We start from the raw sequence: 15,496 nt of genomic DNA on the forward strand, positions 1-15,496 counted from the left end.
TACCCTTTCGACACGAAATCGTTTTAGAAAAAACTTAGCACAAGAAATATTTCTCTTCATCAAAATTTAACATTATTTTACAACAAAAAGCATGTACATTTGGACAATTATGGTATAAGTTATATATGAAATAAACATTAATTACATAATATAAAATTTATATCCAACTAGGAGGCGGGCTTTTGAAAAGAATATTCGCTCTAAGCTGCGGTTTTTATCTGTTAATCGGCATAACCAGCGTTGTGCTCGGTGCACTTCTTCCTGTTTTATTGTCACATTATGAGCGCGGTTACAGTGATGGCGGATTTTTGTTATTTCTGCAGTTTCTTGGATTTCTTGTCGGTGTAATCGCAGCTCCTGCTCTGACAGCCCGTATCGGAAGAAAAGCGATGCTGACCCTTGCTCTAATCTGTATTGTAGCCGCCTATATAGTACTCGGTTTTCTGCCATCCTGGTCTGTAGTTCTTCTTCTCACAATTATCGTAGGTTTCGGTTCAGGTATCATCGAACCCTCTGTAGGTGCATTCACGATCGAATTCACTGAGAATCAAAAGGCGGTCGCCATGTCCAAGCTGGATGTCTTCTTTGCTCTTGGAGCACTTCTCATCCCGGTGGTCGCTGCTTTATTCATCTGGATGGATCTGTGGCATCTTACTTTTTATACGGTGGCCGTGTTGTCACTGGTTCTCATGCTGCTGTGGATCACTATGCCCCGGCCAGCCGCACTGTATCTGGAGCAGGCTGGCGAGAATACAGTGGCACATGCAGCAGGTAAAGCCCGATATTCGAGAAAACATCTGGGTCTGCTGACAATCTTTGTCATCTTCTTTTTCATCTACATGGGATTGGAACTGGGATTGATGAACTTCCTGCCCTCCATCCTCGTAGAACGATTGCACCTTCAGGAATCTGTCGCATCGCTGAGTGTCTCCATCCTGTGGATTGCGATGATCATCGGTCGTCTTTTCTCCGGGAAAATAGCGGAAGCCGTCAACTATATGCCATTCCTGATCTGGAGCACGGTTGGCACGCTTTTGTTTACGGTCGCTATGGTATTTGTAACTGGACAGTGGGCAACGTATGTGCTCATCTTCGGAACCGGTCTGTTCATGTCGGGGCTGTTCTGTATCGCACTGGTCTATGCAAATGTTCTTATTCCCGGTATGACCGAGCGGACAACCAGTATCCTGATCGCATCGGGTGGTATTGGAGGTGCCATCTTGCAGTATGTGACTGGATGGAGTATGAGTACAGGGCCTGTCGTGAATACGATCTGGATTTTGGCCGGATTCTGTCTGATCCTGCTGCTCACATTGATGATCTCTCATCTATGGACTGTAAAAAATAATGCAGTACGTACTGCTCTCGCACAACATAGCAAGGAAATGTAAACATCGTTTCTTAAGGGAGGTGATGCCCGCATCATCCGGATTGTTGAGCTTCGTTCGAGCTAGTACACCATTATATTGGAGGAAATCGTATGCAAACTTTAACCAACAACCGCTTCATAGCCGGAAAAGGGATTAAGTTGATTGACGATTCAGGTGTTGAATACCTGGATGGCGTGTCGGGCACGTTCAATCTGTCACTGGGCTATAATCACCCACATGTTGTCAGCAAAATTCAGGAACAAGTCGGCAATCTGACGCATATGTCTTCCTCCTTCACCGAACCGTACGTAAATGAAGTACTTGATCACTTAATCGAATATGCTCCAAACGACATTAATGCCGGATGGATGCGGGATATCACTGGTTCAACTGCCAACGAATGTGCAACCAAAATTGCACAGAAGTATACCGAATCAACAGACATCATCAGCCTGTATCTGTCCCATCATGGGCAGACCCAATTTGCCACCGGGATTTCGGGAAATGCCTTCCGGCGGAAACGCTTCCCCAATTCGGCTGTTGCTAACGCTGTCCATGTACCTGCCCCATACTGTTATCGCTGCCCATTCAAATCCTCAAATGGAGACTGCGGCTATCAATGCGTTGAAGCTACATCTGATGCGATAGAATATGCAAGTTCCGGCTCAGTCGCATGCATGATTATCGAACCCATTCTTGGAAATGGCGGCAACATCATCCCTCCCGCCGGGTATTTCAAACGTCTGCGTAAACTGTGTGATGAGTACAATATTATTCTCATTGCCGACGAAGTGCAGACCGGAATCGGTCGTACCGGAACCATGTTTGCCAGCGAACTGTTTGATATCCAGCCTGATATGATTACCCTTGCCAAAGGTCTTGGCGGGATCGGCGTACCTGTTGCTGCGGTGTTAATGCAATCCCGGCTGAATGTGCTCGAAAAGCACGAACATTCCTTCACCTCAGGAAGCAATCTGATCTCCGTAACTGCTGCCAAATCCACCTTGGAAGTGGTATCCGAACCCGGGTTTCTGGATGCGGTGAAACGCAAAGGTGAAATTTTGGGTGAGTTGCTGCATGAATTGGCTATGAAATACCCAAGTATCGGTGAAGCTCGTGGTGTCGGGTTAATGTGGGGGTTGGAGATTGTAGGTGACGGTAATGAACCGGATACGCTCAAAACCAATGCCATTGTTGACCGCGCTTTTACAGATGAGCATCTAATCTTGAGAAGTTCAAGATATGGCTTCGGCAACGTTGTTAAGGTCCGGCCTTCCCTGACCACAACCGAAGACGAACTGGTTGAGATTGTGGAGCGGCTGGATTCAGTGCTCGCCAGCGTTAATTAAAACATTTCAATGCAACTGTTCGAAGTGGTCGTTTCGGTTACGAATCGTTCTTATGATGGCTGTTATCCACGGATTTTCTTGATTTCCCTTTCCCAAGGGAAAAATCCATTGATAGCGTATGCTTCCGAAGCAGCTTTCTTTCAGAAAGCTTTGAGGCGAACGCTTCGCTTCTCCAGAATCGATTTCGTCCCCTTCACTACTTTCGTATCTTGAAAAAACTATTTTAAGATGAATCGCTATATTTATATTTTATATAATTACAAGGAGGTTATATCATGCTTGCATTGGTATACAAATCGGCTTGGGATGTGGCGCTTGAGGAACGGCCTGTCCCGGAAATTACAAGAGATAATCAGGTGTTGGTTCGTATTCGGGCGACAGGTGTATGTGGTACCGATCTCGGTATTGTCAGCGGCAAATATCATGCGGTTCCTTCTGTCATTCTCGGTCATGAGTCTGCCGGGGAAGTCATTGATGTTGGCTCTGCGGTAACGACATTACAACCGGGCGACCGTGTTGTGATCGATCCTACCTACTATTGCGGACAATGTGACATGTGCAGAACAGGCAGACAAAATCATTGCACACATAAGTCTGTTACCGAGACAGGTGTGAGTGCTGACGGAACATTTACAGATTATTATGTGACCGAAGATCGCTTTTTGTACAAATTGAAGGATCATGTGAGCTATGAAGAAGCAACTTTGACGGAACCACTCAGCTGTATGCTGACGGGGATTAATCAGATTCATCTACTGCCGAATTTCAGAACAGTTATCCTGGGTGCAGGCCCGATTGGCATTCTGTACAGCTACGCGCTCGCTTCCAAAGGGGTTACCGGCTGTCTCGTCGACATCTCCGAAGAACGCTTAGCCATTGCCGGTTCCATTGCACCTGATCGTTGGGAAGTTCATTCATCCTTCGAAAATGCAATAGAATCACTGTCACCCGCAACCCATCAGGTCGATATGATTGTGGATACAACAGGTGTCGTAGGTACACAAGTGCTCTCCCAGCTCGCCAGTGGCGGTTATCTGATGCTGGTTGGTCTGAGAGATGGAAACACATCCTTCAATCCCAAGGAAGTTGTGGACCGTAGTCTGAAAATTATTGGTTCCATCGATTCTCTGGGGACTTTTGCTACCGCACATTATATGATTGAACAAGGGATTATTCCGGCAAAAAAAATCATCACCCACTCCTTCCCGTTGGAGGATTACGAAGAGGCATTCCGTACACTTGGCTGCGATATTCAGGGACGCACACTTCAAGCCTCTTCACATGCCATTAAAGTTGTACTGCAATCCAGCGGTTCCAGTTTCTAAAGTGGCAGGTTAACCATTAATGGATTACATTAGAGACATATGTTTACACAATCCTGGAGGAGGAATACAACATGGCAGCAAACAAAGAATCTAACGGACTGGGAGTGCCCAATGATGACATCATTCAAGCGGTCATTTTTGACATGGATGGTGTACTGATTGACAGCGAACCGATTTATTTCGAGATTGAGCGGAGCTCTTTTGCCCATTTTGGAGCAAGGGTGACTGATGAAGAACATCATTCCTATGTTGGAGTTACGCTGGAATCCATGTGGCAGCAAGTATTGGACAAACATCAGCTGACAGCTACGCTGGAAGAAATATTTGCTTATCATCAGCATAATGTGATGCAAACCATGCTTGCCCATCCGAATCTGACGGCAATGCCTTCCGTGGAACGCTGGTTAAGCTGGCTGCATGAGCAACACGTACCCATAGCCGTTGCTTCTTCCTCTCCACGTGCACTGATTGATTTGATCATGGACAAAACCGGACTTGGACAATACTTTGAGGTGCGAATGACAGGTGAGGAAGTTACAAACGGCAAGCCGGCACCAGATATTTTCCTGACCACAGCTGAGATGATTGGTGCATCTCCTTCGAATTGTCTGGTGATCGAAGACTCGCGCAATGGTGTTCAAGCAGCCAAAAGTGCAGGCATGCGCTGCATCGGATATCGCAATCCGGGATCAGGGAACCAGGACTTGTCCAAAGCCGATCTTCAGATTTCCAGTTACGATGAGTTATGGACATTGAAGGATACGCTGCCCTTTGAAGGCAGATTGCCAAGTTTGTCAAAGATTCGCTGAGAAGATCGTAATAAATATATCGTAATTTCGGAATGAGTATTTTAGAAAAAAACAACCCAAATGGCTTCAATTCATTTGAATTGGAGCTGTTTGGGTTTTGCTTGCTGCAATGGGTGTTACATGAGGACACATGCTGTAATTTCAACTAAACCGAAAGATCGAGACTTCCACCCAGATTGGGATGAGGAGCAGGCATTGACTTCAACATTTCCGCCATCTGCTGCCCTTGCTGCTGTGCCATGTCTTTTGTAATCGACATCACTTGCAAGCTTGCCGACTGCACTACTGAAGCTTGGCTCATCGCCATTGATAATGCTGCAATATCCATGTTCTGCACTCCTTTCACTTTCTGATTACATAGATGTACTTATTATATATCGGTTAGAAGGGAGGAATTGTTAAAAGGTCGATCAAAATGTTGATCCGACCACGTAAGAGACTTTATTTCTCCATCTACAGTAATTTTCCAGCTATCATCATTAACAGAGCACTAAAAGGGGCGTCCCATAAGTCATGAGCATGACTGAGGACACCCCTTATTAAGGTTTTTTATTCTAATGAACCTGGCACACGCTATTCACTCTGATTTGCACAAGTCTGTGGTGTAACGAATCACAGAGACGTTATTTCATCGATTGGGTCGTTTTTTAGGATCTGACACCCTGATATGATGAAATAACGTTACTGAGGTTCGTTAAAGATTGCCATTCATGTCGATCTACCTCTTAAGACGCGTCAGATTCGTTAGCGCTTTGAGTGAGGAGGAAACTCACTTTTGGAGCGGCCCATTACTTGTGCATTAATAACTGTTCGACGTACTCAACGCAAGTTCGTTTATTTTAACTTCCGGGTTACTTACCACCTGTTGAATCATGGAAATAAAGTGTTTTTGAATCTGTTCAACGGTAGATGGGTCATACACATTGGCATTGTACATCAAAATGATCTTCATTTTTTCATGGGGTTTGACAATCAAAGTAAAATCAAAACTATTATGTTCTGTACCCCCAACATTCATAATCTCAAGCGGTATTTCACCTTTCTGACCCAGACTCTCCATTCGGTTCTCTACCGGGAAGTTCTGATACACAACAACATGGTTAATTAGAGATTGTTTTTGCTTGGTCAGATTTTGAATATCATATAACGAATACGTATCATATGCATGTGACTCCACAGCTTGTGCCTGATTCCTTTTCATTAGAGATATAAATGACTCATCGGCCTGAGCCTGGATACGAACAGGAATCGCATTAATAAATAACCCAATCATACTTTCGATCCCAGGAATGACAGGTGGTCTGCCCGACACAACACTTCCAAATACAACATCATTGCTTTCATTGTATTGCTGCAACAATACACCCCAGGCAGTCTGCACTAACGTATGGAGCGTTACATGCTGCTGTTCCGCAATCTGTTTCATTTGCTCGATTAGTACATCATCCAAATAACAGTTTAGCGTTCTGGAATCCTGTCTTTCATGTTTTGGTTTGATTTTTTCTCCAGGCAATTTCGTTTGCCCTTTATAACCTTCCAGGTAATGACTCCAATACGTTATTGCACCTTGATGATCTTGCTGTTCCAGCCATTCAATGAATTGACTATAAGGTGTTAATAGAGTCACTTGAGGTTTTCTATTTTCCCGAATCGCAAAATAATTTTCAAATATCTCTTTGCTTACCAGAGACATACACCAGCCGTCCATCAAAATATGGTGAAAACTCCATATGACGCGGTATTCCTCAGGCTTTGTTCGTAAAACAGACATGCGTATTAGCGAATCTCGTTGTAAGTCAAATCCTCTCGCCTTGTCCTGCTCGATATACTCGTCAACATACGTTTTACGTTGCAGCTCACTTGTGCCAGCTACAACTTCATAGTTAAATTCAAATTTCTTCTCTTGATACACGATTTGAAGAGGGATATCCACGAAATCACTGTAAAAATTAGTTCTTAATATCGCATGCCTTTGCATTAATTGATCCAAACTTTGCGCAAAAGAGGTAACATCCAAATCACCACGCATGTCAAACATGATTTGTACAAAGTAAGCGCCCGAAATTGGATTCCGTTCACTTTCGTACAACATTTCCTTCTGTAATGGTGTAAGTGGGTACACATTTTCGATTCGACCGATGTGCCCAGTTTGTTCCACGATTTGATCCAATTGATCAATGGTTAATGACTTGCATGAAATATCACTTGGCATCAGCTCGGTTTGTTCCTTCGTTACACAATGTTCAACGACTCTATTAAGGCCTTCCTTATAGAGACAAGCCAGTTGCTCCATCGTTTCCCGCCGATATTGTTTTGAACTATAGTTAATGGACAGCGACAACCGACCCTCTGTAACAATGCCATTGATATTAAGCACAAATGGTCTCTTGTTGTTTTCACTTACGGATGGTCCGCTGGAATAAGGCGAGAATTTAATGCCATCTTGGCCCGAATCCTGATTCACCTGTCCCATATAGTTGAAACTAATTTCGGGATTTTTCTCTAACTTGAATCCTTCATTTCCATGTGACAAATACCTCGAAATCCCGTAACCAATGCCTTTGGTTGGGATCTGACGCAGTCCTTCCTTGACGGTCTTAATCTTCCTTGATAAGTCAGCCCCGGACTCCATCGTAATCATAACGGGATACATACTCGTAAACCATCCCACTGTACGCGTAATGTCCAGCTCTGGCAGGATGTCTTCTCTACCATGCCCCTCCAGATTTACGAGGATTTCTCCCATGCCTGTCCAATCATGAACAGCCATTCCTAATGCCGTTAGCAATATATCATTAATTTCCGTATGGTACGCATGATGTGTTTGCTTTAATAATTGCTCGGTTTCCGCTGCTGTCCAATGAACGGTGATCGTTTCACTATTTTTGCCAATCGTCTCATCACAATCCATATCTTTAGGCAGCGGGCTTAGCTGGGCCTGCTCCACACGACTCCAGTATGGATTCTCTTGCTTCATCGCCGGGCTGTCTGCAAACGTAGACAATTGTTCTGCCCATTGTTTAAACGAGGTCGTTTTTTGAGGAAGCCGGATTTCTTCACCTCTTAAGAACTGGTCTTGCCCTGTCTGAATATCTTCATATAAAATACGCCATGAAACCCCGTCTACCAACAAATGATGAATGGCAATAAGCAGGTGATCCCCTTCAGCACATTGGAACAACCCAAGTTTGATCAAAGGTCCGTGAGACAGATCCATACCACTCTGAATTTCTTTTGCTTTATTTTCAATGAACGATGCGGGATCTGCTTCTGTTTTGAGGTCAACGATTTCAAGGCTGTATAATCCTTCTTCGTCTGCCCCTCGATTCCACGCTTCATATCCGCCTTCAGGCGCTTGTCGATAAAGGATACGGAGAGCATCATGCTGTTTCACGATCTTATCCATGATGCTGTGAATAAAACGGACATCAAATCCCTTTTCACGAAAGAACATCATTTCCTGATTGTAATGATGTGCGTCCACCATATTTTGATCAAAGAACCAGCGCTGAACAGGTGTTAGCATCACTTGTCCCGCAACTTCCCCTTGGTCAGAAATAGTGCTCACGGATGTAACGTGTTCACTCAACTCTGCTACTGTCGGATAGGTGAAGAAATGCTTCATTTCCACTTTATACCCTGCTTGAAGCAGTCGTGAGGAAACTTGAATACATTTAATCGAATCGCCCCCGAGTTCAAAGAAATGATCTGATGTGCTAACCTTTTGAACACCAAGCACAGCTTCCCAGGCAGAGACGATCGCTTGTTCTACAGCGTTTTGCGGCGCCATATACTCGGTTCCTTTTTGCAAATGTTCTTGTGGAGATGGCAATGCCTTACGGTCAACCTTTCCATTGGAAGTTAACGGTATATGCTCTAATTGAACAAAATAAGACGGGATCATATAATCCGGAATTTCATGAGATAATGCCATTCTGATTTTCTTCGCTGTCAGTGAGCTGTCGCCTTTCCAATACGCACACAACTGCTTCGAACCATCCTCATGTTCACGGGCAATAACGACCGCTTCCTGAATGGAGTCTATTTGCAAAAGCGCAGTTTCCACTTCGCCAAGCTCAATTCGGTAACCACGGATTTTCACTTGATGATCGATTCGTCCCAGATATTCAATATTTCCATCCGGCAGCCATCTTGCGGCATCTCCTGTGCGATACATTTTCCCTTTTGTAATCCAGGGATGATCCACAAATTTCTCTGCGGTTAAATCAGGCCGGTTCAGATAACCTCTGGCAAGGCCCTCACCTGCTACAACTAATTCTCCCTGAACACCGATTGGTTGAATGCGTTGATGTTGATCCAAAATATAGGTCTGCAACGTCGGGATTGGTTTGCCAATATTGCTCTTTCCAGCATGTATTTCAATGTCGGTTATTTCCTTATAAGTTACATGAACCGTTGTTTCAGTTATCCCATACATATTAATTAACTGGATAAATGGATATTTCAGCTTCCATTCCTTCAATAACACGGGATTGAGGGCTTCTCCTCCAAAAATCACTTTTCTTAATTTCAGATCTGCTGCATGACCTCCCAGTTCTTCCTGAAGAAGATGATAGAAGTAAGTCGGCGTTTGATTCAATATCGTCACTTGCTCGTTTTTTAACAATTGTAGAAATTGTTCGGGACTTTTTGCCGTCATTTGAGGTACGATAACCAGTTTTCCGCCATAGAGCAATGCCCCATACATTTCCCATACCGAAAAATCAAAACAAAAAGAATGGAATAATGTCCACGTATCTGATGCATTAAAATCAAACAAATTTTTACTGTTGAACAACAATCGCACCACATTTTTATGTTCAATACATGTCCCTTTTGGTTTACCTGTCGTTCCTGAAGTATAGATCACATAGGCCAAGCCTGTTGGTGCAGCAGTCATTCCCAAATCGGAATGATCTTCATGATAGGACTCAGGTTGATCCAGGCAAACGACCTCTCCTGCAAAAGAGATGCGTTCTTGCAAATGACTTTGCATTAATAATACATGTACACCCGAATCCTCAAGCATGTAGTTTATACGATCCTCCGGATATTCAGGATCAATCGGCACGTATGCGCCACCCGCTTTCAAAATCGCAAGGATTCCTACAACCATGTCTAGCGAACGATCAGCGATGATCCCGATTAACTGATCATTTTGTATACCTTTGGCCTTCAGCGTTCTTGCCAATTGGTTGGCTTTCTCGTTCAGCCCTTGATAGGTCAAATGTTGATCCTCAAATACAACCGCAACGTGTGCAGGAGTCCTTGCCGCCTGTTCCTCAAACAGTCCATGAATCGTCTTGTCCATTGGATATTCAGCCATAGAATCATTAAATTGTTCCAAAATTTGTGTTTTCTCCTGTGTTGTAGTCAAGTCAATGTCATGGATCGGAATATTCGGATTGTTGACCACTTGCTTCAACATCTGAATCAAATGACCTTGAATGCGTTCTACGCTTGCCCGATCATAGACGTTAGCATTGTAATAGAACATACATTTCATGGATTGGCCTGGTTTAATAATCAGATTAAAGTCATAGTTCGTTTGTTCATCTGCTTCTATATTCGTAATCCGAAGAGCTGTCTCCTCCTGATCCCCAAACTGTTCCATAATGCCCTGTACAAGATAATTCTCGAATATCAGGATATGATCAATCAAATTTTGCTTTTGCGATGTTTCCGCTTGAATCTCGTATAACGGATACGTGTCATGTGGATGAGAAGCAACAGCATGTTCCTGATTCCGCTTCATAATCGCTGCAAATGTCTCATTACCTTGAGTCTGAATGCGTACAGGAATGGTATTGATGAATAAACCAATGATTCGCTCCACTCCAACAATCGCCGCAGGTCTGCCCGACACCACGCTTCCGAATACAACATCCTCACTGTCGTTATATATCTGTAGCAACATTCCCCATGCTGTCTGCATGAACGTATTCAGCGTCACCTGATTCTGACTGGCCACTTGTGCGATTTGTCCGGTTAATTCCTGAGTAAGTGTACAAATCATATGTTCTGAATGATATTCATCACTCTTCGTAATTGAATGTTCTTTTGGCAAAGTGGTCTGCTCATCATAACCTTCCAGATAGTCACGCCAATATTTCAGGGATGCATCATGATCTTGGTTGTCCAACCATTCGATATAGTGTTTGTATGGAATCGTACCCTTTGCCTCCAGTTTTCGTTGTTCCTGAATAGCATAATATCCATCAAACAACTCCTGGATTACAAGCGACAGGCACCAGCCATCCATCAAAATATGATGATAATTCCAAATGAAACGATAGGTTTGGTCATACGTTTGCAAGATCGAGATACGCATTAACACATCCTGGGACAGGTCGAAACCTCTTATTTTATCTGCTCTTGTATAGTCTGCCACGTATGCTTCACGATCTTTTTCATTCATCTCACGCAAATCTTCGTATATTAGCCCATTCCGTTTATGACGGTATACTACTTGCAGGGGTTCATTCTTCCATTTGCTGTGGAAATTCGTTCTGAGAATCGAATTACGCTGCATCAACTGATCCAGACTCTTCGTAAAAGCTTCCACGTCTAACGGACCATGAAGATCCAGCGTGGTTTGAAGGAAATACGCTTCCGATTTTGAATGAAGCAAATGATGAAAGAACATCCCATTTTGCATCGGTGACAAAGCATATATATCTTCGATTTCACCAATGTGTTCCGATTCTTGAACAAATCCTTCTAATTCTTCAATCGTAATTCCTTTTAACGTTAGATCACTTGGTGTACATTCCGACTTCTCTTTTGTCACACAATACATCACGATTTCTTGCAGATGATCTCTAAAATATGTTGCCACTCGCTCCATCGTTTCTTTTTGATATTGGGTGCGACTATACCGAAGAGACAACGTCAATTTGCCTTCCACAATTAAGGCATTCATATCGATAAGAACATTTCTTCTGTGATTGTCGCTTGCTGTTGCTCCGCCTGGATAGGGAGAAATCTGCATCCCGCTATTCTGAAGATCCTGATCAAATTGACCCAAATAGTTAAAACTAATTTCAGGATTCAAGGTATAGGGCGCTTCGTGATGATGTGCACTTAAATATCGTAAAATACCATAACCAATCCCTTTTTTAGGGATTTGACGAATCATTTCTTTGTTTGTTTTGATGAAAAGAGACATATTTGAACTTGCTTCCATATCAAGTACAACCGGATACTGGCTCGTAAACCATCCGATCGTTCGTGTAATATCGAGATCCGGTAAAATTTGTTCTCTTCCATGTCCCTCCAGATTGACCAGCACTTTATCCATGCCTGTCCATTGGTGAATAGACATGCCTAGTGCATTGAGCAGCAAATCGCTAATCTCCGTTTTATAAGCACGATTCGCTTGTTTTAATAATTGCTCCGTTTCTGCCGCTGACCATTCCATCGTGATTTCTTCGCTGTCTTTTTCCAGTGCATGATCCGCTTTGAAATCTGTAGGTAATCGCTTATAGGTTGCCTGTTCAATTTCATTCCAGAATGCAAGCTCTTGTGTTACCGCTTCACTGTTCGCATACAACTGGAGCTGTTCTGCCCATAATTGGAATGAAGCCGTTTTTTGCGGTAGTTGAATGGGTTCGCCATGACTTAATTGTTCATAGCCCCTCGATAGGTCTTCGATCAAAATTCGCCATGAAACCCCGTCGATGACTAGATGGTGAATAACGATGAGTAAATGATCTCCGTCTGCACATTGAAATACGCCCAGCTTCATCAAGGGTCCACGTTCCACGTTAAACGTGCTTTGCATTTCATTTGCTTTCTTCTCGATTTCTTGAGACGGATCTGCTAATGACTTGAAGTTCATCACTTCAAGTGTATATAAGGATTCCCTTGCCAACCCTTCATTCCACGCTTCATACCCCTGTTCTGTAAGGCGATATACTGTACGAAGTGCATCATGATGCTCACTCAATTTATCGAATACACGGCGAAGTGTGCCTTCATGAAAACCTTCTTTCCGATACAACATCACGGACTGATTATAATGATGGCCGTCCACCTTGTATTGCTCAAAAAACCAATGTTGAATTGGAGTCAGCATCACTTTTCCAGTGATGATTCCCTGTTCTGACATCGTACTTATGGGTTGGACATAGGGAATTAAGCTTGCTATGGTTGGATTTTTAAACAGATGATTCATCTGCACCTGGTAACCTGCTTGATATAACCTCGAAGAAACTTGAATGGATTTAATCGAATCTCCTCCAAGCTCGAAGAAATTATCCAAAATCCCGATGTTCTCTACCCCAAGTACCTCTTCCCAAATCGATACAAGTTGTTGTTCCACCATCGTTCGGGGTGCTTCGTACTCCATGCCCTTCAACATATGTTCTTTGGGAGCAGGCAAAGCTTTGCGATCGATTTTCCCGTTAGACGTGAGCGGCATCTGATCCAGCTGTACAAAATAGGACGGAATCATGTAGTTTGGCAGCTGCTGGGACAGCGCCTCCCGCAGTTCCCCGATCGTGATTGCATCCTCTCCTACCAGGTACACACATAATTGTTTGGTTCCCGTTTCATCTTCTCTGGCTATGACGATGGCCTCTTTTATCTGGGTACTATTTAGAAGAGCCGTCTCCACTTCACCAAGTTCAATCCGGTGTCCACGAATTTTCTCTTGATGATCTACCCTTCCTATATACTCTATGTTCCCATCGGGCAGCCATCTTGCGAAGTCACCTGTCTTGTACATTTTTGCTCCCGAAACAAATGGATCATCCACGAATTTCTCCGCCGTCAGATCTGGACGGTTCAAGTAACCTCTGGATAGCCCTGATCCGGCTACACATAATTCTCCCTGAACTCCAATAGGCTGCAATTCATTCCGTTCTCCTAAAATGTAGACTCTATTGTTCGCAATAGGCTTCCCGATTGAGATATTTTGATCTGCCGACTTGACCGACAGAACTGTGGATACAACACTATTTTCGGTTGGACCGTATTCATTACACACTTCGATGCGTGGATTGATGCGCTGCAATTTGTGTATTAAGGCAGGAACAATTTTCTCTCCCGCAGCCACCACATTTTTCATGGATGCCCAATCTTCCGCGCTTACTTGTTCCAATAGGGTCATCAAGAAACTGGGTGGACTTTGGATGTGCGTGATTTGCTGTTTTTTGACCATCGTATTGATGGCTATAGCATCTTTACACTGTTGCTGGTTTAACAAGTACACTGTCGATCCAGATATCATCGGACCAAAGAAATGGGTAATAAACGAATCAAAAACGAATGGATTCAGCATTAATACCCGATCATCTCCGGTAAAATGATAAAAATCGGATTTCCATTGCAGGGAGTTCACAATGCTGGCATGTTCAATCATTACGCCTTTGGGATGACCTGTTGTTCCAGACGTGTAGATCATGTATGCCAAATCACTGGAGATCGCTCCATCTACCAAATTTAAATGATCATCATAGTGATTTATTTCAGAATCCAGAATGACACATGTCCCTGCATAATGTTCGGGTTCCTGTATATGACCTTGATGCAGCAACCAAGCCACTTTTGAATCCTCAAGGATATAGTTAATACGATCTGCCGGATATTCCGGATCGATTGGGACATATGCCCCGCCAGCTTTTAGAATACCGAATAAACCTATGATCATCTCAAGTGAGCGCTCTGCCATAATGCCAACGAACTGACCCGCCTGCACCCCCTTAGCTTGAAGCAATCGGGCCAATTGGTTGGATTTTTGATTTAACTCTCTGTACGTTAACTGTCTATTCTCAAATACGACTGCCGGATGGTCCGGTGTTCGTTCCACCTGTTCTTCAAATAATTGATGCATCGTCTTGTTCTGTGGATACCCAACCCCTGTATCATTAAAGTCATATAACAGCTTGTTTCGATGAAACTCTGATAACATATCAACTTGACTTAGCTCCAGATCAGGTTGGTTCAGCACAACGGAAAACAATTGGTCAAGATGCTCTACAATTTGTACCATATAATCGCGATCATAACGATCATCATCATAAACTAATCTTAACTGAATGGAGTCGTTCTCCAGATCAAAGTGGAACATTGTTGCCGCTTTTACGTTATTTTCATCAAGGGCAGGATGAATTTCATTCAACGAAACCAAGGTAGGAATCAGAGGTACATGGTTCGAATCATACTGAACATTTAAACGTTCAACCATTTTTCTGAAAGGGATTCGTTGATGCTGAACGGCTTCGGTTAAACTGGCCTTTACTTGATTAAATAAGGACTTGAATGACATCGCATGATTGATATTATTTTTTAAGATAAGAACCTTATTCGAGAGCGATAGATCATTGTTCTTTTCTTCCATCGTTGGTATACCAATAATCATCTTGGTTTCATTCGTGTATTTATATAACAGACACTGAACTCCCGTTAATAAGATCGTATATATCGCCATAGGAGCATTTCGCGACATGGACTTGATTTTATATGAAACATCGGCTGACAAAGACTTATATATATCATTCTGGTGCTGCGTATCGTCTGAGTGTTTGGAGGTTGTCTTGCAATAAGGCAAATGAACAAGATGATCATCATCTTCAAATCGGCTTGCCCAATACGATTCCTGTTTCTTAAAAATAGACATACGGCACCCCGATCACATTTAT

At 43.3% G+C, this 15,496-nt stretch carries 6 protein-coding genes; 4 read left to right on the top strand and 2 right to left on the bottom strand.

Features of this window, described 5'->3' with window-relative positions:
- Positions 1 to 182 precede the first annotated feature (182 nt).
- The 4 genes from MKY44_RS16650 to MKY44_RS16665 all read left to right on the top strand — a co-directional run bounded on the left by MKY44_RS16650 (position 183) and on the right by MKY44_RS16665 (position 4,853).
- A complete protein-coding gene (locus tag MKY44_RS16650) occupies positions 183 to 1,391 on the top strand; it encodes an MFS transporter (RefSeq protein WP_341007916.1) in 1,209 nt (402 codons plus the stop codon).
- Between the two features lie 89 nt (positions 1,392 to 1,480).
- Positions 1,481 to 2,719: an aspartate aminotransferase family protein gene (locus MKY44_RS16655; protein WP_341007917.1), complete on the top strand. Its 1,239-nt coding sequence runs from the start codon at positions 1,481 to 1,483 to the stop codon at positions 2,717 to 2,719.
- A 275-nt stretch (positions 2,720 to 2,994) separates the two neighbouring features.
- Positions 2,995 to 4,044, top strand: coding sequence for a zinc-dependent alcohol dehydrogenase (locus tag MKY44_RS16660; RefSeq protein WP_341007918.1), 1,050 nt, complete (start codon positions 2,995 to 2,997; stop codon positions 4,042 to 4,044).
- Positions 4,045 to 4,115: 71 nt separating this feature from the next.
- Positions 4,116 to 4,853 carry an HAD family hydrolase gene (locus MKY44_RS16665; RefSeq protein WP_341007919.1) on the top strand — a complete coding sequence of 246 codons (738 nt, stop codon included), beginning with the start codon at positions 4,116 to 4,118 and terminating at the stop codon, positions 4,851 to 4,853.
- A gap of 145 nt (positions 4,854 to 4,998) precedes the next feature.
- Here MKY44_RS16665 and MKY44_RS16670 read toward each other — a convergent pair whose 3' ends face one another.
- Together MKY44_RS16670 and MKY44_RS16675 are read right to left on the bottom strand one after the other, a co-directional pair.
- Positions 4,999 to 5,181, bottom strand: a complete 183-nt coding sequence (locus tag MKY44_RS16670) for a YjfB family protein (RefSeq protein ID WP_017687885.1) — start codon at positions 5,179 to 5,181, stop codon at positions 4,999 to 5,001.
- A 471-nt stretch (positions 5,182 to 5,652) separates the two neighbouring features.
- Positions 5,653 to 15,474 (bottom strand): amino acid adenylation domain-containing protein, encoded by a 9,822-nt coding sequence (locus MKY44_RS16675; protein WP_341007920.1) that lies wholly within the window; start codon positions 15,472 to 15,474, stop codon positions 5,653 to 5,655.
- Positions 15,475 to 15,496: the final 22 nt, after the last annotated feature.

This window comes from Paenibacillus sp. FSL R7-0026 (assembly GCF_038004485.1).
GTDB classification, from domain to species: Bacteria; Bacillota; Bacilli; order Paenibacillales; family Paenibacillaceae; genus Paenibacillus; species Paenibacillus xylanexedens_A.